This window comes from Lacrimispora struthionigena (assembly GCF_048627165.1).
In the GTDB taxonomy this organism is placed as follows: Bacteria; Bacillota; Clostridia; order Lachnospirales; family Lachnospiraceae; genus Lacrimispora.
On sequence record NZ_JBMBWP010000002.1, the window covers coordinates 139618 to 159290 of the forward strand.

The 19673-nt window shown below is 44.1% G+C and carries 14 protein-coding genes; 1 reads left to right on the forward strand and 13 read right to left on the reverse strand.

The genetic code is table 11. The features are described from left to right. Position 1: 1 nt before the first annotated feature. From pknB to ACOAOT_RS09610, 13 genes are all read right to left on the reverse strand, one after another. Positions 2 to 2158 (reverse strand): Stk1 family PASTA domain-containing Ser/Thr kinase, encoded by a 2157-nt coding sequence (gene pknB, locus ACOAOT_RS09550; RefSeq protein WP_420216784.1) that lies wholly within the window; start codon positions 2156 to 2158, stop codon positions 2 to 4. Next, positions 2155 to 2898, reverse strand: a complete 744-nt coding sequence (locus ACOAOT_RS09555; protein WP_420216785.1) for a Stp1/IreP family PP2C-type Ser/Thr phosphatase — start codon at positions 2896 to 2898, stop codon at positions 2155 to 2157. The genes pknB and ACOAOT_RS09555 overlap by 4 nt, the downstream gene beginning before the upstream one ends. Positions 2899 to 2918: 20 nt before the next feature. Continuing rightward, positions 2919 to 3956: a dual-specificity RNA methyltransferase RlmN gene (rlmN, locus tag ACOAOT_RS09560; protein WP_420216786.1), complete on the reverse strand. Its 1038-nt coding sequence runs from the start codon at positions 3954 to 3956 to the stop codon at positions 2919 to 2921. A 1-nt stretch (position 3957) separates the two neighbouring features. Beyond that, complete coding sequence (gene rsmB, locus ACOAOT_RS09565) at positions 3958 to 5292, reverse strand: 16S rRNA (cytosine(967)-C(5))-methyltransferase RsmB (protein WP_420216787.1); 1335 nt, start codon at positions 5290 to 5292, stop codon at positions 3958 to 3960. After that, positions 5285 to 6001: a zinc metallopeptidase gene (locus ACOAOT_RS09570; RefSeq protein WP_170820360.1), complete on the reverse strand. Its 717-nt coding sequence runs from the start codon at positions 5999 to 6001 to the stop codon at positions 5285 to 5287. Before ACOAOT_RS09570 ends, rsmB begins: the two co-directional genes overlap by 8 nt. 39 nt (positions 6002 to 6040) lie before the next feature. After that, complete coding sequence (fmt, locus tag ACOAOT_RS09575; RefSeq protein WP_420219405.1) at positions 6041 to 6976, reverse strand: methionyl-tRNA formyltransferase; 936 nt, start codon at positions 6974 to 6976, stop codon at positions 6041 to 6043. After that, complete coding sequence (gene def / locus ACOAOT_RS09580; RefSeq protein ID WP_104437520.1) at positions 6976 to 7470, reverse strand: peptide deformylase; 495 nt, start codon at positions 7468 to 7470, stop codon at positions 6976 to 6978. Before def ends, fmt begins: the two co-directional genes overlap by 1 nt. Before the next feature lie 17 nt (positions 7471 to 7487). Then, on the reverse strand, positions 7488 to 9716 hold the full coding sequence (gene priA, locus ACOAOT_RS09585; RefSeq protein ID WP_420216788.1) for a replication restart helicase PriA: 2229 nt from the start codon (positions 9714 to 9716) through the stop codon (positions 7488 to 7490). Positions 9717 to 9740: 24 nt separating this feature from the next. Further along, on the reverse strand, positions 9741 to 11105 hold the full coding sequence (locus tag ACOAOT_RS09590) for a UDP-N-acetylmuramoyl-tripeptide--D-alanyl-D-alanine ligase (RefSeq protein ID WP_420219406.1): 1365 nt from the start codon (positions 11103 to 11105) through the stop codon (positions 9741 to 9743). Positions 11106 to 11217: 112 nt separating this feature from the next. Continuing rightward, a complete protein-coding gene (locus ACOAOT_RS09595; protein WP_420216789.1) occupies positions 11218 to 12702 on the reverse strand; it encodes a UDP-N-acetylmuramoyl-L-alanyl-D-glutamate--2,6-diaminopimelate ligase in 1485 nt (494 codons plus the stop codon). Between the two features lie 13 nt (positions 12703 to 12715). Next, positions 12716 to 14386 (reverse strand): formate--tetrahydrofolate ligase, encoded by a 1671-nt coding sequence (locus ACOAOT_RS09600; protein ID WP_420216790.1) that lies wholly within the window; start codon positions 14384 to 14386, stop codon positions 12716 to 12718. 52 nt (positions 14387 to 14438) lie between these two features. Further along, positions 14439 to 17183, reverse strand: a complete 2745-nt coding sequence (locus tag ACOAOT_RS09605) for an FtsK/SpoIIIE family DNA translocase (protein ID WP_420216791.1) — start codon at positions 17181 to 17183, stop codon at positions 14439 to 14441. A gap of 61 nt (positions 17184 to 17244) precedes the next feature. Then, positions 17245 to 17937 carry a ClpP family protease gene (locus ACOAOT_RS09610; RefSeq protein WP_207715626.1) on the reverse strand — a complete coding sequence of 231 codons (693 nt, stop codon included), beginning with the start codon at positions 17935 to 17937 and terminating at the stop codon, positions 17245 to 17247. Positions 17938 to 18339: 402 nt separating this feature from the next. On the opposite strand from ACOAOT_RS09610, the gene ACOAOT_RS09615 reads away from it, so the two are divergent. Continuing rightward, entirely contained in the window at positions 18340 to 19671 is a 1332-nt protein-coding gene (locus ACOAOT_RS09615) for a citrate synthase (RefSeq protein ID WP_420216792.1), read from the forward strand. The last annotated feature ends 2 nt before the right edge of the window (positions 19672 to 19673 follow it).

A 19673-nucleotide genomic window follows, 5' to 3' on the forward strand; every position in this document is an offset into this window, starting at 1 on the left:
CTTAGGATTGTGGAACAGCTACAAAGGTGATTGCGTAAGAATTAACCACCTCACCTGTTTCCACATTTACAATTTCTACTGACCCGCTTGTTACATTATAGGCACCCTCTATATTTTTAAACGAAACCGGAAGCATCTGATCCCCTTTTAATGTGGTGGGTCCCATGAGTTCCCGAACGGTATCCTGTCCATTTACTGACTGTCTCAGCTGGATTTTTAATGTCAGCTGGGTACTTCCTGATCCCGGACCAATAATGTTCTGGAGGGAGAAGGACTTATCAATGGAAGCCAGATATTTATACTTGGATTCCTGTCCGTTTCCTGTACTGATTACAAAATTCACAGCACTTCCTGATTCCACCTGAGTTCCGGCCGGAACAGACTGATTAATGACATTGCCTCTTGCCACTGTCTCAGAAGAAGCTTCGGTTACGGTACCCTGAACCAGTCCAGCGTCAGCAAGCATCTCTACTGCAACCTCCTGTGTCTGTCCTGCCAGATTTGGTACGACAACCGGATTGACCAGTGCCGGGCCGCTGCTGGAAAAAAGGGTAATGGTTCCGCCCTCTTTTGCTTCACCCGGGCTATAGCTGATTACCTTGCCTGCCGCTACGGTATCGCTGTTTTTCTGTTCCACATTGACAACCAGTCCCTTGCCTTCCAGCAGAGACTTGGCAGATGCGGTATCCATAGATTCAAGTTCCAGTTTTTTCAAGTCAATGGAGGCCTTCTCTGGTCCATTGCTGATTACCACATAGACAGCAGAGTATTTATCCACAATGGTATCCGCCTTTGGATCCTGGGAAATCACATCCCCCTTAATGATCGTATCCGAATACTCATATTCACTGATCTTCATATACAGACCGCCGTTGTCCTTTAACTTCTTTTCTGCTGTTTCAGAATCAAGCCCTTTCACGTCAGGCATTTTCACCTGCTTTTCGCTGAGAGTTTCTTCCGTAGGGGCAACTGTAGTTACATCCGGTTCTTTTCCAGATCCGGAACGGAATAGTCCACCCACTTTGGAAAATACGATTGCCAGAATTACAACAATAATAATGGCAGTCACCACTCCTGCCGCAGTTAAAAGCTTTTCAATCTTGGGATTGATGTCCTCGTCATTGTTATTTCTTCTTTTTCTGCCAGATCCAGGCTGTCCGTCGTAATTAGATGAGGACTGGTATTTCTGATCGTACTCCTGCCCTTTTGGGGTACGTCTGACCGGCTGCTCCGTCTGGGGTTTGCGGCCGGAACGGATCTGTTCCAGTTCCGGTTTTCCAATAATAACGGTCTGTGAATCATCCACAGGCGGATGGTTCTGTACAAAATCCCCATTTGGATTAACCAGAGCCTTACGCAGGTCTGAAATCACTTCATACATATTAGAATATCGGTATTCCGGCTTTTTCTCTGTGCTCTTTAATATGATATTTTCTAATGCCACCGGAATCATCTCATTAAAATAACTGGGCGGCGTAATCACAGATTCCAGGTGTGCCAGGGCTACTGTGACAGTATTATCTCCCTGAAAGGGCACTCTGCCGGCAACCATCTCATATAATGTGATACCAAGTGAATAGATATCACTTCTCACATCGCTGTAACCTCCACGCGCCTGTTCCGGCGATATGTAGTGTACTGAACCCACAGCTGTTGCGCTCATAGTCTGGGAAGACGCCGCTCTGGCAATTCCGAAATCGGCCACCTTGACTTTCCCATCTCGTGCAATAATAATATTCTGGGGCTTGATATCACGGTGAATAATCCCCTGCTCATGAGCTGCCGCAATTCCCTGTGCAACCTGCATGGCAATGCCGATGGCTTCCTTAATATCAAGGCAGCCTTTTTTCACAATATAATTTTTTAATGTAATTCCTTCAATTAATTCCATTACAATAAAATGAAAGTCACCCTCATCCACAACATCATAAATATTAACAATGTTCGGATGGGAAAGTCTGGCCGCTGACTGGGCCTCCATTTTAAACTTACCGACAAAATTACTGTCAGAACTGAATTCTTCCTTTAATACTTTAATGGCAACCAGGCGGTTTAATTTATGGCACAGGGCCTTATACACATCTGACATACCTCCGGAACCGATTTGTTCCAGTATTTCATATCTGTCCTGTAAAAATGTCCCCGGTCTCAAAATCATAAGCTTCCCTCCCTGCCAAGCTGAGGTTCCATTAAAACAACAGCAATATTGTCTTTCCCCCCATTATCATTGGCTACTGTAATTAATTTCTCTGCCTTCTCCGGCAGCTCCAGTTCCGAGCATATGATTTCCTCTATTTCAGCATCTTCCAGCATATTGCTAAGCCCGTCAGAACATAAAAGTATATAATCTCCCGGCTCCAGGCTGACTTCAAAAAAATCAATCTCCAGCTTATCTTCCGTCCCAACAGCTCTGGTTATAATATTCTTCTTTTCCCGATAATCTTTGCTTCCCCGTTCCAGCTGACCTAATGATACCAGTTCTTCCACATAAGAATGGTCTCTTGTAATCTGCTTCAGCTGATTACGGATTAAGTAAAGGCGGCTGTCTCCCACATTAGCCACATACATGGTTGAATCCTCAACTACAGCGGCAACCAGAGTGGTACCCATACCGTTTAATTCCGGCTTTTTCTTAGATTCCTGATACAGTAACTTGTTTACTTTTTCAATTCCATCTTTCAGTATCCCAACTGTTCCGGTGTCTTTTGACATCTTAAAATGAGCCACCAGATTTTCGGTAATAAACCTGGAAGCATAATCTCCAGCCTGATGTCCTCCCATGCCGTCTGCTACAAGAAACAGATTAGGCAGCACACCCACAGGCTCAATTGAGGAAAAAACATAGTCCTGATTTGCCGAACGGACTCTTCCAGTATCCGTCATAGCACAAGCCTTCATCGTAATATTCTCACTTCCTTTTACTCCTGATTTAAAAAACTTTTTCTAAGCTGTCCGCAGGCACCATTAATATCCCTGCCCATTTCTCTTCTAATAGTAACATTAATTCCGTTTTTTTCAAGGAGATTTTTAAATGCCTCAATTGCCTTCCTGTCGGACTGCACATAATCCCGTTCCTTAATGGGATTGACCGGAATCAGATTGATATGTCCATGCTGGGCTTTTAAAAGAGCTGCCAGTGCAGAAGCCTCTTTTAAGTTGTCATTTACGCCGCTAACCAGGCTGTATTCAAATGTAATTCTTCTTCCTGTTTTTTCAAAATAAGTATGACACGCCATAAGTACATCAGCAAGAGGATACCGGTTGGCTACCGGCATCAGGCTTTTTCGTACCTCATCATTTGGTGCATGAAGGGAAAGAGCCAGAGTAATCTGAAACTTCTCCTCAGCCAGCTTTAAAATTCCAGGCACAATTCCGCAGGTGGAAACCGTCAGATTTCTCTGACTGATGTTTAAGCCATTTTCATCGGTGAGAAGGCGGATAAACTGCACCAGATTTTCATAATTGTCAAGTGGTTCTCCTGAACCCATGACTACGACGTTGGATACCCGTTCACCAGTAATCTTCTGAATCCGGTAAATCTGATCCAGCATCTCAGCCGGGCTTAAATTTCGTTCAAGTCCGTCAAGTGTGGATGCACAAAAGCGGCAGCCCATGCGGCATCCAACCTGGGAGGAGATGCACACGGAATTGCCGTGCTTGTATTTCATCAGTACGCTTTCAATCACATTGCCGTCGGAAAGACCGAATAAGTATTTTCTCGTTCCGTCTATCTGCGAGATCTTTTCTTCTACAACAGTAAGAGAAGGAAGTTCTGCCATCTCAGACAGTTTTTCCTTCATGGTTTTTGAAAGGTTGGTCATTTCATCGTAGCTGGCCGCCAGTTTCTGATGAATCCATTCGTACAGCTGTTTTGCACGAAAGGGCTTTTCTCCGGCAGACACCAGGAAAGCCGTCAGTTCTTCCAGATTAAGAGATTTAATATCTGTTCTTTCCATCTTATTCTACCTTTTTTTGTAATACACCGATAAAAAATCCGTCACATGGATGAATTCCCGGCAAAAGCTGCATGTATCCATGTTTCAAGGTATCTATCTGAAACTGGTCTTTGAACTTCTCCTCCAGATCAACCGCCTGAAATGGAAAGTTCTCTAAAAACCATGCAAAATTTTCTTCATTTTCTTTTTTATCTATGGTACAGGTACTAAATATAAGCTTTCCGCCTGGCCTTACATATGCCTGTACAACCGAGAGGATTTCCCTTTGCAGAGAAGCCAGTTCGTCTAAATTCTCAGGCTTGACCCTGTACTTAATATCAGGTTTTCTTCCCAGAATACCAAGACCGGAGCAGGGTAGATCAGCAAGCACGATATCTGCTTTCCCCACGGAATCAGAATCAGGAACCAAAGCATCCCATACCTTTGCCCTGATATTATCAAAACCACAGCGGTCTATATTCTCCTGTATCAGACTCACCTTATATTCTGTTAAATCCCTTACCTCAACCATACCGGTTCCATTCAGCTTATCTGCCAGATGGATGCTCTTTCCTCCTGGTGCACCGCAGACGTCAATGCAAAAATCTCCTTCTTTGGGGTCAGCCGCTTCTCCCACAAGAGCAGAGCTGATATCCTGGACCTGAATGTATCCTTTTTGAAAGGCTTCCAGACCTTCCATATAATCAAATTTTTCTAAAATAACCATATCTTCTGAAATCCCAGACTCTGCCACCTGTACGTTTTGTTTCCTCAGACTGGAAAGAATCTCATCTTTCCCCGCTTTTGAACTGTTTAAGCGTACTATTGTTTTACTGTTTTCTAAAAAAGAAGTCATAACAGTGTTTGCGGTTTCCTTACCATAATCCTGATTCCACATGGAGACAATCCAGGCAGGAACAGAATAACGAACGCTGTCATCCGGCCACACCAGAGTTTCTTTATTTCTTGAAATGTTTCTCAAAACACCATTTACAAATCCTTTTAGACCAACGAATTTCCGTTTGGCAGCCAGCTTTACTGCCTCATTGCATACGGCGGAATCCGGAACCCGGTCCATATATAAAATCTGATAAACCGACATCCGCAGAATGCTGCGGATGACCGGCTTCATCTTTTTTACCTTTGTTGAAGAGAAAAAGTCAATGACGTAATCAATTTGTATTAAGTATTCCACTGTTCCTTCAACAGTCCTGGTTATAAAGGAACGTTCTGCTTTATCCAGATACTGGTATTTATTTAAGGCCTGACGCAGGATTAAATGGCTGTATGCAGAATGTTCTAATATTTCCATGAGAACATCCAGTACAATCTCCCTGCTGTCTGTGTCTTTAGTCATTATCTCTTCTTCCTCCAAATAATATAACAAGTCTCAGCAGCTGAAGTACCGTTGCCGCAAGTGCTGCAACATAGGTAAGAGCCGCTGCTCCAAGCACTTTTCTTGTGTGAGACAGTTCTTCATCTCCTAGAATCCCCACCTGTCCCAGTAAAACCACTGCTCTCCTTGAGGCATTAAACTCAACAGGGAGTGTAACCAGCTGAAATAAAACAGCCAGTGAAAACAGGATCAAACCAATATTTACTAAAGGTGAGCCTGCACCGCTGATAAAAAATCCCAGTAAAATAACGGGCAGCGCAGCCTGAGAACCGATATTAGCGGCAGGAACAATGGCACCTCGTAACTTTAAAGGCACATATCCCGTATTATCCTGCATGGCATGTCCGCATTCATGAGCCGCAACACCGATTGCTGCAACTGATGTTGAATCATAGACTGAATCGGATAAATTAACGGTTTTCGTTCTGGGATCATAATGATCAGAAAGTCTTCCACTGACAGGTCTTACCTGTACATCATAAATACCCTGGGAATTTAAAAGGCGCTTTGCTGCCTCTGCCCCTGTCATTCCAGACATACTTCTTACTTTGGAATACTTGTTAAAAGTACTGGTCACCCTGGCAGATGCAGCCATGGATAACAACGCACCAATGATTACAAAAATCCAGGTGGGGTCCATATAATACCCCATCATTCCACCATAATACATAATCAGATTCTCCTTTCCCGAAAATACTGTCTGTATTCCTTACATATGTTTAAAAACAGTTCCATTCTCGATCTGGTAACCCCGTAAAAAAGCGCCGATCTCCATCCGCTTCTTTCCCTGCAGCTGAAGTTCTTTAATGGATAGTCCGCCTTTGCCGGTTTTTACCACCAGATGATCCTTTCCGGTTTCTACTACCTGGCCGCAGACGCCTTCATATTCCTGATCCACCACATCTGCATCCCAGAGTTTTATTACTTTTCCATCCCAGTCTGTGTAAGCACTGGGCCAGGGGTTTAATCCACGGATCAGCCGTTCAATGGAGACGGCATCCATAGACCAGTCGATATCACCCATGTTTTTCTTAATCATTCCCACATAACACATTTGAGACTCATCCTGTTTTTTTAAAACTGCAGTTCCGTCTTCTATATCTTTCAGAGTTTTAATGAGAAGCTTTCCACCCACATGGCTCAGCTTCTCATGAAGGCTTCCACCAGTCTCTTTTTTGTCTAAAACAACAACTTCCTGATCAAGCATATCTCCAGTATCCAGAGCTTCTGCCATCATCATGGTCGTGATACCACTTACCTCTTCCCCGTTTATAACCACATATTGAATCGGGGATGCACCACGGTATTTCGGAAGGAGGGATGCATGGATATTAATACAGCCAAATTTTGGAATATCTAAAATGCTTTTTGGGAGAAGCTGTCCAAAAGCGGCTACCACCATCACATCCGGGTTTAAATCTTTCAGAATTTTTACAAATTCAGGATCTCTTGCCTTCACCGGCTGATAAACGGGAATTCCATATTCCAGCGCCTTTTCCTTTACCGGCGTCGTCGAAACTTCCTTCCCTCTTCCCTTCGGCTTATCCGGCTGGGTCACTACCGCAAGAACTTCATGTCCTGCCTCTACCAGTGCACAAAGAGCAGGAACCGAAAAATCAGGAGTTCCCATAAATATGACTTTCATCAATATTCCTCAACCTCCTCTTCCTCTTCTTCCAGAGTCACGTCTTCAATTTCTCCTTCTACCTTATCCACAAACAGCTCACCGCTTAAATGATCGCATTCGTGGCAGATAGCACGGGCAAGGAGTTCTTCTCCTTCCAGCACAAATGGCTGCATATCAGCGTCAAATGCCTTGACTTTCACATAATTTGGTCTGGTAACAGTTCCGGATTTTCCAGGCACACTTAAGCAGCCCTCTGGTCCGGTCTGTTCTCCGTCTGTCTCAATAATCTCCGGATTAATGAGAACGTACTGATTGCCATCCTCCACGTCAATGACGACTATCTGCTTTAATATTCCAACCTGGGGAGCTGCAAGACCTACACCATTAGCCTCATACATGGTTTCAAACATGTCTTTGATTAAATCGGTAATTCTTGGGGTGATCTCCTTCACAGGTTTACATTTTTTTCTTAAAATTTCATCTCCAATGGTTCTAATTTTTCTAATCGCCATTTTATTTGTCCTCTCATTTACGAAAAATCATATTGGATCAAGACTTGTTCAAACAATTCAGGATGATTTTCTGAAAAACCATCAATTTGATCCCTGATTTTAATTAGTATATCATAGTTTTCTTGTTTCAAGTATAAAATTTTTCTATATATATCATTAATTTTGTATACAGATGCCTCTACCGGCCCGATCAGCTGAATCTGTTCCGGTTCTCCTATTGCAGTTGCAAAGGCCCCTGCAGCGGCAGCTGTTTCCGTGAGAACGGACTCATTGCGTGATGAGAACTGAATGGTTAAAAGACCGCTTGCCGGGGGATATTTCATCAGGCGGCGAAACGCCATCTCCTGCTTATAAAACGCCTGGTAATCCTGGCTGGCGGCAGTAACAATGCTGTAATGATCCGGGCTATAGGTCTGAATGATCACATCTCCCGCCTTGGCATCCCTGCCAGCTCTGCCGGCCGCCTGGGTAAGAAGCTGAAACGTCCGCTCTCCAGACCGGTAATCCGGCGTGTTTAAGGATAAGTCAGCTGCCAGTACCCCCACCAGGGTCACGTCAGGAAAATCATGACCTTTTACAATCATCTGGGTACCAATGAGTATATCTCCCTCATGTTCGGCAAAGGCTGACAGTATGGCTTCATGTCCGCCCTTTTCTTTGGTGGTATCCAAATCCATACGCAGAATTCTGGCCTGGGGAAACATCTTCTTTGTCATCTGCTCGATCTTTTGTGTTCCCACTCCAAAGTTTGCAATATAGGGGGAACTGCAGGAGGGACATTTAGACGGCATGGAAATGGTATGTCCGCAGTAATGGCAGACAAGCCGGCTGTTGTTATGCAGTGTCAGCGTTACATCACAATGAGGGCATCGTATGGCTTCCCCGCAGGAACGGCAGGAAACAAAATTAGCATAGCCTCTGCGGTTTATAAACAACATGATCTGCTCTTTTTTCCTTAGCCGTTCTTCCATCAGCATCTGCAATTTTCTGCTGAATATGGACTTGTTTCCATCCTTTAACTCCTGCCTCAAATCCACAACTGATACTTCAGCCAGGCTGCTGTCCCTCTTTGCCCGTTCCGTGAGACGAAATAACTGGTATTCCCCTCTCAGGGCCCTTGTGTAAGCTTCCAGAGAAGGGGTTGCAGAGCCCAGCACCAAAGATGCATCCTCCATCTTCGCCCGCTTTGCAGCAACCTCTCTGGCGTGATATCTTGGTACTGTTTCACTTTTATAGGCACCTTCATGCTCTTCATCAATAAGAATCAGCCCCAACCTGGAAAACGGAGTAAATAAAGCGGATCTTGGACCGATCATAATATCAATATCGCCATTTTTCGCACGTTCAAACTGATCGAAGCGCTCTCCTGCTGACAAACGGGAATTAATAATGGAAACCCGGTTTCCAAATCTGCCGTAGAATCGCATCACGGTCTGATAGGTCAGCGCGATTTCAGGAATCAGAACGATAACCTGTCTGTCATCTTCAATAACGCGCTGAATCAATTCCATATAAACTTCTGTTTTGCCGCTGCCGGTTATTCCATGGATCAGATACGTATCCCGTTTGCCTTGTGTATAGTCCCGGTTAAAACTGTCCACAATAATCTGCTGCCCAGGATTCAGCCGTAGTCTTTTTTCTTCCTGACTTTCAATCTGAATGGGATTGCGGTAAATTTCTTCCGATTCAAGACAAATATCACCTTTTTCAATCAGAGGCTTTATAGCCGATGCAGAAAGGTTCATCTGGTTTACTGCGATCTCGTAAGGAATCACAGGATTATCAAGCAGTGCCAAAAAAAGCCGGACTCTTGCCTTGTAACTCTTTTTTTCCGCTTCCTTTAATGCACTGCTTAACTGTTCCCGGTTTAAAAGACTTCTTATGATTTTCTTTTCTTTTGGCTTTACCTTCTGTTTGACCGGAAGCACGGTTTTCAGTGCCTGATTCATGGTAGAGCCATACTGTTCTTTTAACCACCACGCAAGAGTGATCAGCTTTGATTCCGCCGATACTCCATCCGTGACTATTCCCCCGATTTCTTTTATCTTATCCGGATCATAACTGGCCTTGGCCGTAATTCCCACCACATATCCCTTACGCATGGTATTCCCCTTGCCAAAAGGAATCAGAACCCTGGTTCCTACTGTAATCTCCTGACGCAAATGCTCCGGAATCCGGTAATCGAAGGTTCTGTCTACTTTTTCGTGAGAAATATCAATGATGATCCTGGCATATGTTTCTGACATTCATTTCCTCCAGAGGCGGACTGGTTAATGAAACTGTTCTGCTACCTGCCCCAGTTTCATGCTGTTAGATCCTTTAAACAGCACACAGTCACCTGTCTTTAATTCTTCCTTTAAATACGCTGTTAGCGGTTCCTGTTCCATAAATTCTTTTACTGTAATTTCTGGTGCATTCTCTCTTACTGCCCTGGCGATTTCTCCTGCCAGTTCTCCCAGTGTTACCACACAGTCAACTGGATGTTCTGCAATATATGTACCAATTTCGTAATGATATTCCGGTGAACGGTCTCCCAGTTCCTTCATATCAGCCAGTACGGCAATCTTTCTTTTTGCTTTGGTAATAGAACCTAACACTTCAAGCCCTGCTTTCATGGAAACCGGACTGGCGTTATAAGTATCATCAATAACGGTAAATGTACCAGTATCATAAATCTGCTGGCGGTTTTTATATCCATGAAAGCTCATCAGGGACTTTGCCGCTTCTTCCATGGGAATCCCGTTTTCTGCCGCAACTGCCAAAGATACCATTGCATTTAAGATATTATGACTTCCCATTACAGACAGCCGTACAGGGACTTTCTGCTGGTTATGCACTGCCGTGAACACAGGGAATCCATCTTCCAAATGGATATCAACCGCTCTGTAATCACAATTTTCTCCAGTTCCATAAAAAACCGTTCGACAACCTTCCTTTGCTTTTGTATCTTTTAGCATATCGTCGTCTCCGTTTAAGAAGAGTATTCCATTTTCACAAAGGCCATCCTGGATCGTCAGTTTTTCTCTGTATATGTTTTCCCTGGATCCCAGCTGTTCGATATGTGCCACCCCGATGTTGGTTATAACAGCCATATGGATTCTTGCAATTCTGGCAATCACGGTGAGTTCTCCCGGTTCACTCATTCCCAGTTCGATCACGCCGATCTCATCTTCCGGTGTGATTTCGCAAAGGGTGATGGGAAGCCCAACCTGGCTGTTGCTGTTACCTGGAGTTTTATAAACCTGATAACGGGAAGAAAGCGCACACGCTACCATCTCTCTGGTAGTTGTCTTACCCACGCTTCCTGTAATACCAATAAGGGGAAGAGATAAACGATCTCTGTAAAAACTCCCCACTGCCTGAAGCGCCTTTTTCGTATCGTCAACCCGTATCCATGGCTTTTCTGATTCCATAGCATCATGCTCGCTGGTTAAAACAGCTGCTGCGCCATGTTCAAAAGCCTGGTCTATAAAACGATGGGCATCCACCTTTTCCCCGATAATTGGTACAAATAAATCATTTCCCTTCATGGTTCTGGAATCGATACTGATGTGTTCTAAAACCGTATCCTCCCTCCCGCAAAGAAGTGTTCCGCCTGTAGCTGCAAGTATTTCCTTTACTGTCATATTTACCATGATTCCTCCGTTCCATGTCCGCTTCCTGCGCACATTCCTGCCATCTTCCGTGGAAAAGCCGAAAGCCACATTTCCTCAACGGCCTCCGGCATTCTTTTTCTTATGGCATTTTCTATTTACTCAGTCTGTCAAGAAATTCAGTACTCTGCACAACGTTTAAGATTTCTTCCCTGTCAGAGAAATGATGGCGTTCCCCATTCACTTCCTGATAGTCTTCATGGCCTTTGCCAATCACAGCAATCATATCGCCAGGCATTGCATGTAAAATGCTGTAACGAATGGCCTCTCTTCTGTCGGGGATCTCAATAAAAGTTCCCTCCGTTTTTGAAATACTGCTTCTGATATCTGCAATGATGTCTTCTGTTTTCTCAAAACGGGAGTTATCCGCTGTCAGAATGGTGAAATCTGCAAGACGGCCCGCACTGTCGCCCATGGAATAGCGGCGGTCTTTGGAGCGGTTTCCTCCGCAGCCAAAAACACAGACCAGACGTTTTGGATTATAATCCCTCAGCGTCTTTAAAAGACTTTCCATGCTGACTGCGTTATGGGCATAATCTACAATTACGGTACATCTTTCAGAGGAATAAACGATTTCCATTCTTCCGTTTACACTTAAATGTTCCAGTCCATGACAGATCTTTTCCTTGGGCAGATTCAGAAAACTTAAAACGCTGACTGCAGCAAGAGCGTTGGCAACATTGAATCTGCCGGGAATGTTGACACGGACAGCCAGTTCATAAATTCCCTTTACATCAAATTCAAGTCCTACAAAATCAGACTGGGCTACATAGCGGATATTCTCGGCTTTAAAGCTGGTTCCTTCCTGGTCAAGGGAAAAGGAATAAAGCTTGCAGGACGCACCCTTAACAGCCTCCTTAAAATGTTCGTCATCCCCATTCATAATGCCCACTTTGGAACGCTGAAAAATCAATGACTTATAATATAGATATTCGTCGAAATTCTCGTGTTCATCCGGTCCGATGTGATCGGGGGAAATATTGGTAAATAAGCCGTAGTCAAATGTCAGCCCATCCACCCGGTGCATCTTAAACGCCTGGGAGGACACTTCCATAACCATATACTCACAGCCTTCTTCTGCCATTTGATAAAACGCCTGGTGAAGCTGGTAAGATTCCGGTGTGGTATTAGCCGTAGGAGTCACCTTCTCTCCGATGACAATCCCTGTGGTTCCAATCATACCCACTTTCTTTCCGCACGCCTCTAAAATGGCCTTTATCATATGGGTGGTAGTCGTTTTTCCCTTTGTGCCGGTTACTCCAATGGTTACCATGCGTTTGGCTGGATAATCAAATCTGGCGGCAGACAACACAGCCAGTGCTTCTCTGGCACTATGTACGAATATGGCAGTCACTCCTTCCGGTACGCTCACTCTGCGTTCCAGAACAAGAACAGTCACTCCTTTTTCCACCACTTCCGCTATAAAATCATGGGAATCGACTCTGGTGCCTACGGTGCAGACAAATACTGCACCGCTTCTGGCCTTTCTGGAGTCATAGACCACATCTTCCACTTCCACATCAGGATTCCCCTGCAATAATTCATAATCCAGATCCTTAAGCCACTGACTAAACTTCATAAAAACCTCCAAATCAGAATAATCCTGTGATTACTCCCTCATTATTTACATCAATACTATCAGCTGCCGGTTTCTTCGGCAGACCAGGCATCGTCATAATGGCGCCTGTTAAAACAACAACAAATCCAGCACCGGCGCTGACGTAAGCATCCCGTACATTAATCTCAAATCCCTGGGGGCGGCCCAGCTTTGTCTGATCATCAGATAAAGAGTACTGTGTTTTAGCCATGCACACCGGCAGGCTGCCAAATCCCATCTCTTCAAACTTTCTGATGGATTTTAAAGCGGATGGCGCATAGGTAACTCCGTCTGCCCCGTAAATTTCTCTGGCAACTGTACTGATCTTATCTTCAAGACTCATATCGTCAGGATAGATGGGTGCGAAATGGCTGGTCTTGTTTTCCAGAGTATCAAGAACCTTTTCTGCCAGTGCTATTCCGCCTTCCCCGCCTTTTTCCCAAACCTGGGACAAAGCAAATTCGCAGCCCTTTTCCTCACAGAAATTCTTAACAAACTGATATTCGTTTTCTGTATCTGTCACAAAGGAATTCAGAGTTACGACAACGGGAACGCCGTACTTTTGCATATTTTCAATGTGCTTTTCAAGGTTTACGATTCCTTTTTTAAGAGCTTCTAAATTCTCGTCTTTCAGCTGGTCTTTTGGTACGCCGCCGTTGTATTTTAACGCTCTTACAGTGGCTACCAGAACAATGGCATCCGGTTTTAAGGAAGCTTTTCTACATTTGATATCCAGGAACTTTTCTGCACCTAAATCTGCACCGAAACCAGCCTCAGTCACAACTACATCAGCTAATTTTAAAGCAGTCTTAGTGGCACGCACGCTGTTGCAGCCGTGGGCGATATTGGCAAATGGGCCGCCGTGTACGATTGCACCGGTATGCTCCAGAGTCTGAATCAGATTAGGTTTCAGTGCATCCTTAAGCAGGGCCGCCATGGCACCTACTGCATTTAACTGAGCTGCAGTCACCGGCTCTCCGGAATAATTATATGCAACAATAATTCGTCCCAACCGTTCTTTTAAATCATTCATATCATCTGCAAGGCAGAGAATTGCCATAATTTCAGAAGCAACCGTAATAACGAAATGATCCTCTCTTACAAATCCCTCCGCTTTTGAGCCAAGCCCTACCACTATATTTCTTAATGCCCGGTCATTCATATCCAGACATCTCTTCCAGAGAATCTGCCTTGTATCGATTCCAAGAGCATTGCCCTGGTGAATGTGGTTGTCAAGAAGAGCCGAAAGTAAATTGTTTGCTGAGGTAATCGCATGAAAATCTCCGGTAAAATGAAGATTTAAATCTTCCATGGGAACAACCTGGGCATATCCGCCGCCGGCAGCTCCTCCCTTGATTCCAAAACAGGGTCCTAAGGATGGCTCTCTTAAGGCGATAATCGCCTTTTTGCCGATCTTTCCAAATGCCTGTCCAAGCCCTACCGTAGTGGTGGTTTTCCCCTCTCCGGCCGGTGTGGGATTGATTGCTGTAACAAGAACCAGTTTTCCATCCGGACGATCCTTTACCTGCTCCCATAATTCATCGGAAAGCTTTGCTTTGTATTTGCCGTAAAGTTCTAAATCGTCCTCTGCAATCCCATAGGATGCTGCCACTTCCTTAATTGGTATCATCGTTGCTTCCTGTGCGATCTCAATATCTGTTTTCATACGTATCATCCTCCTTATATGTAAGCAATGGTTTTTTTACTCTCCCGTCTTGTTAAAACGCCTCTTCAAATTCTTCCATGGTCATAAGCACCTTACGGGGCTTGGTCCCTTCTTCTTCTCCAACCACGCCAGCTTCCGCAAGCTGATCCATAATTCTTGCAGCCCTGTTAAATCCGATTTTATACATCCTCTGCAGCATGCCGATGGAAGCTTTGTCTTTTTCAATGATGAATCTGCCCGCCTGGATAAAATATTCATCCCGGTCACTTCCGCCGCCTTTGGAATCTGCAGCTGTTGGCGCAGAGGCAATCATGTTCTCCACTTCCGGATTGTAATCCGGTGTCATTCCCTGTTCCGTTAAAAAGTCCACAACCTTGGAAACTTCCGAATCGGATACAAATGCACCCTGCACACGCATGGGTTTTGGATAACCAGCAGGATAAAACAGCATATCACCCTTTCCAAGAAGCTTCTCTGCACCATTCATGTCAATGATGGTCCTGGAATCTACACCGGAAGAAACGGCAAACGCCACTCTTGACGGCACATTCGCTTTAATCAGACCGGTAATAACGTTAACAGACGGACGCTGTGTGGCAATTACCAGATGGATTCCTGCTGCTCTGGCAAGCTGGGCAAGACGGCAGATGGAATCCTCGACTTCCCCTGGAGCTACCATCATTAAATCGGCAAGCTCGTCGATTATGATTACGATCTGTGGCATCTTCTGGGGTTTGTTTTCATCCTCAATGTCCTTTAAGCTTTCCACTTTTGCGTTGTAGCCTTTAATTTCCCTGACATTATACTGGGCAAATTTATTATAACGGTCTGTCATCTCTGCAACCGCCCAGTTTAAGGCTCCCGATGCTTTCTTCGGATCAGTCACAACCGGAAGGAGCAGGTGGGGAATTCCGTTATAAACACTTAATTCCACCACTTTTGGGTCCACCATGATCAGCTTCACATCGTCAGGATCCGCTTTAAAAATAATACTCATAATCAGGGTATTAATACAGACAGACTTACCGGAGCCTGTAGCACCTGCAATCAGTAAGTGGGGCATCTTGGCAATATCAGTTACCACAACCTGCCCGCCGATGTCCTTTCCCACTGCAAAGGCAATATTGGAGGAATGCTTCTGAAAGCCGTCCGCTTCCAGAATATCTCTTAAATACACCATATTATTTTCTTTATTGGGTACTTCAATTCCCACTGCCGATTTTCCAGGAATAGGCGCTTCAATTCGTATATCTGCCGCTGCAAGACTCAGCTTAATATCATCAGCAAGACTTACGATTTTGCTTACCTTTACACCCTGCTCCGGGTGGAGTTCATATCTGGTTACGGAAGGGCCGCAGCTGATATTGGTGACAGTTACTCCCACACCGAAATTCTGCAGTGTTTTCTGCAGCTTAATGGCTGTCTCTTTGTATTCCCGGTCAGAAAAAACCGCTGCTTTGCCTTTTTTAAGCAACGAAAGAGGTGGAAACTTATATTCCAATTTCACAATTTCCTTTTTTTGTATCATCTGTTTACTTACACTGAAGTCGTCTTCTTTTTGCGATTCTTCCCGTTTCTTCTCCAGCTTTTTCTGAAGAGCCTCTGTGTCGGTCTCAATGATCTTGCCGGAAGCAGTTACCACCTGTTTGGGCTCCTCGGGTATGGAGAATGTCTCTCTGATTGCTGGTTCTTGTGGCTCTGGCTCTTCCATCTCCGGCTCTTCTGGATAGAAATCATCCTCTACAAGTTCCATTTCCTTAAGAGTCCTGACATCCTTCTTCATATAGAAGGAAGCTTCATCGGAACTTCGTTTGTACGGAGCCACAATATCATCCGGTTCAAAGGGAACAGAATCATCGTCATCCTCATCCGGTTCCGGTGATATGCTTCCTCTGAATACATCAGCCGGATTTGGTTCTTCTGTCTCAACCGCTGTCACTGCTGTCAGCTTATTGGTCTGTGAATCGATCTCATCAGCAATATCACCGATACCAGTAAGTTCCTCTTCTTCATAGAGATCCCGCTCAAAATCTGGTTTGTCCGGAATTTTCTCTTCCTGGACAGCAGAAAGCCTGGTGGCATCTAAATTGACCCCACGGAGTTTCTGCTCTTCTCTCAGTTGTTTTCTAAGTTCCTGGCGCTGTGCATGAATCTCCATATGCATGTCCATGTTCTCTTTCGCATGGTGATACGCCTTTCCGCTTCCTGTCTTTACAATATTCACAAAGGATTTTTCTGTAATGCAGACCAGTGAAATGATGATTAGAACCAGAGTAACCAGATAAGCTCCCACCACTCCGATTATGGAAACAAGCCCCTCTGCTAGTAAACCGCCGATCAGGCCTCCTCCTTTTCCGCTGACAGAAGCTTCCAGATAAATATTCAAAAGTCCCGTTTTCTCTCCTGTATTCACACCAAAAAGCAGCTGCAGAAATCCACACAAAGAAACCAGCGCCAAAACACATGAGACCAGTTTAAATACTGCTCTTGGGTTTCCCTGGTTTGAAATATAGAATGCGATTCCTGCAAACATCAGTACCGGTGCAATGTATCCAATTCCGCCAAATATACCAAGCTGCACGCTGCGGAAAAAATCACCTACCATTCCGCATAAATGAAAATTACTTAAAAACAAAATGGCCGCAGCGGCAAATGACATAATAATCACGACTTCTGAGTGGATAAATTCCGGTTCCGGCAAAACCACATTCTTCCTTGATCTGGTGTTTCCTGCTCTCCCGTTTTTTGTTTTTGTCCCTTTTTTAGCTGTTGTCTTCTTCTTTGTTGTCTCAGGCACAATACTTCCCCCTTCTATCCATTGGTATCAGTATACAAAAAAAACGGGAGAATTGCAACGTCTAAGAGGAAGCAGTTTCCATCAGTTCATATAATTTTTTTAACGCATCTTTAATTCCGCCTACTTCATCAATAAGGCCTTCCTTAACTGTTTCCTCTCCCACCAGTACCGTACCCAAGTCCCTGGTAAGCATTTCCGTATTAAGCATAAGCCTTTTTAACTGATCATAAGCAATCTTTGCATGATTGGAGACAAAGCTTAAAATCCGGTCCTGTATCATTTCAAAATACTCATAGGTCTGGGAAGCTCCGATTACCATACCGGTCATTCTCACCGGGTGAATCATCATGGTTCCAGTGGGAACGATAAAGGAATAATTGGTGCTTACTGCCAGAGGAACTCCGATGGAATGGCTGCCTCCAAGAACCAGTGAGACTGTGGGAATACTTAAGGATGCAATCATCTCCGCAATGGCTAATCCCGCATCTACATCACCTCCTGAAGTATTTAATAGAACCAATAATCCTTCCACTGAGTCATCATCTTCTATTTCTGCAAGCTTTGGGAGGACATGATCGTATTTGGTGGCTTTACTGTTGCTGGAGAGATTCTCATGTCCTTCAATCTCACCAATAATGGTCAGCAGATGAATTTTACGTTTCCCCTCGTTATCATCAAGAGTCATCTGACCATATTCTTCCAGCTTCTGATCTTCCTTTTGTTCAATATCCTTCTCTGTTTTTTTCTCTTCCAGATTTTCTTTTCTTGTTCCTTCTGCATTTTTTACTTCTGCACTTGCTGCTTCATTCTCTTCCTGACGGTTATTTCTATCTTCAGATTCTTTCACGTAAGAAAACCTCCTGTTTGCTGATAATATTGAATCGCTTTCATATGATGTGAAAAAAACAGTAAAAATATGCCTTATTTTGTAAACCAAACGTACAACTGTGATTTTTCTGTTTTCCCCCGTCAGTAACAATATTTTTATTGTGATCGCAACAAGGTATTGACTTTGATGCTTTTACATGATAAACTACGAAACAATAAAAAACCACATTCCATTGCCAACGAAGGCAGCGCCGGAGAGATCCCTATGCGCTGCTTTTGTCTAAACGAATCCCTGTGGTTAAATCTGAAAAAAAGGAGAACTTATCTCATGAACAACTTTTTCATTGCACAGACGTTTGGTAAATCCTCTAACTACACGGACATTCCGAACAACTTATTCAAAGAACACAACGTAAAAAAGGGACTCCGCAATGAAGACGGTACCGGAGTCCGAGTAGGACTTACCCGCGTTTCCGACGTAGTTGGCTATGAAATTGAGGATGGAAAAAAGGTAAATGTTCCAGGAAAGCTTTATTATCGCGGTATTGAAATCAGCGATCTGGTAAACGGAAAAAATAATTCCCGTTTCGGCTTTGAGGAAACATCATTTTTACTTCTTTTTGGTTATCTCCCATCGAAAAAGGAATTGCGTGAATTTACTACCCTGCTTGGTGAACACTACAACCTTCCTGATGAATTTCTCGAAAAAAACATGCTGCGTACTCCTTCCCGCAATCTAATGAACAGCCTGCAAAAAAGCATCCTTGCTCTTTACGATTATGATGAAGACCCGGATAACACTGACCCATATCAGACTCTGTTAAAGGGAATTAATATACTGGCAAAGCTTCCGTCTCTTGCTGTCTATGCCTATCAGTGTAAAATTCATCACTATGACCGGGAGAGTCTTGTGATCCATTATCCAAAGCCGGAATACTCCATGGCGGAGAACATTCTTTATATGTTAAGGAAAGACGGATCCTTTACCCAGCAGGAAGCCGATCTTTTAGATATTATGCTGATGATTCATGCAGATCACGGCGGCGGAAACAACTCCACATTTACAAATGTTGTTATTTCCTCTACCGGTACTGATATTTACTCCTCCAGTTCCGCTTCCATCGGATCTTTAAAGGGTCCCAAGCATGGCGGCGCCAACATTCGCTGCAGCGAGATGATTACTGCAATTGAAAAAGAAATTGGGTTAAAAGCAACAGAAGCACAGATGAAATCGGTCATCCAAAAGATTCTGGCAAAGGATTTTTATGATAATTCCGGTCTGGTATATGGTCTTGGCCATGCGGTTTATACCGTGTCAGATCCCCGTGCAGATCTATTAAAAATCTGCTGCGAAAATCTTGCAAAACAGAAAAACAGAGAAGACGAATATGAATTCCTGACAAAATTTGAAAAGGTTGCCAAATCTTGTCTCGCCGGAAATGGCAAGTCTTTGTCAAACAATGTGGACTTCTATAGCGGCTTCGCTTATAATATGTTACAGATACCCGAAGACATGTACACCCCATTATTTGTGTGCTCACGTATGGCCGGCTGGCTGGCACATAACATTGAGAATAAGATGTACGACGGAAGAATCATGCGTCCGGCTACAAAATACGTGGGGGAAACCATTCCCTATAAAAAGAGAGAGGAACGATAACT

Bases quoted from the DNA above. Each gene is read 5' to 3' on its own strand.
- ACOAOT_RS09555 (WP_420216785.1), bottom strand. From the start codon at position 2,898: ATGAAGGCTTGTGCTATGACGGATACTGGAAGAGTCCGTTCGGCAAAT.
- ACOAOT_RS09600 (WP_420216790.1), bottom strand. From the start codon at position 14,386: ATGAAAACAGATATTGAGATCGCACAGGAAGCAACGATGATACCAATT.
- rlmN (WP_420216786.1), bottom strand. From the start codon at position 3,956: ATGGAAAGAACAGATATTAAATCTCTTAATCTGGAAGAACTGACGGCT.
- ACOAOT_RS09590 (WP_420219406.1), bottom strand. From the start codon at position 11,105: ATGGTAAATATGACAGTAAAGGAAATACTTGCAGCTACAGGCGGAACA.
- ACOAOT_RS09570 (WP_170820360.1), bottom strand. From the start codon at position 6,001: ATGTATTATGGTGGAATGATGGGGTATTATATGGACCCCACCTGGATT.
- rsmB (WP_420216787.1), bottom strand. From the start codon at position 5,292: ATGACTAAAGACACAGACAGCAGGGAGATTGTACTGGATGTTCTCATG.
- ACOAOT_RS09615 (WP_420216792.1), top strand. From the start codon at position 18,340: ATGAACAACTTTTTCATTGCACAGACGTTTGGTAAATCCTCTAACTAC.
- ACOAOT_RS09595 (WP_420216789.1), bottom strand. From the start codon at position 12,702: ATGAAGTTTAGTCAGTGGCTTAAGGATCTGGATTATGAATTATTGCAG.
- def (WP_104437520.1), bottom strand. From the start codon at position 7,470: ATGGCGATTAGAAAAATTAGAACCATTGGAGATGAAATTTTAAGAAAA.
- priA (WP_420216788.1), bottom strand. From the start codon at position 9,716: ATGTCAGAAACATATGCCAGGATCATCATTGATATTTCTCACGAAAAA.
- pknB (WP_420216784.1), bottom strand. From the start codon at position 2,158: ATGATTTTGAGACCGGGGACATTTTTACAGGACAGATATGAAATACTG.
- fmt (WP_420219405.1), bottom strand. From the start codon at position 6,976: ATGAAAGTCATATTTATGGGAACTCCTGATTTTTCGGTTCCTGCTCTT.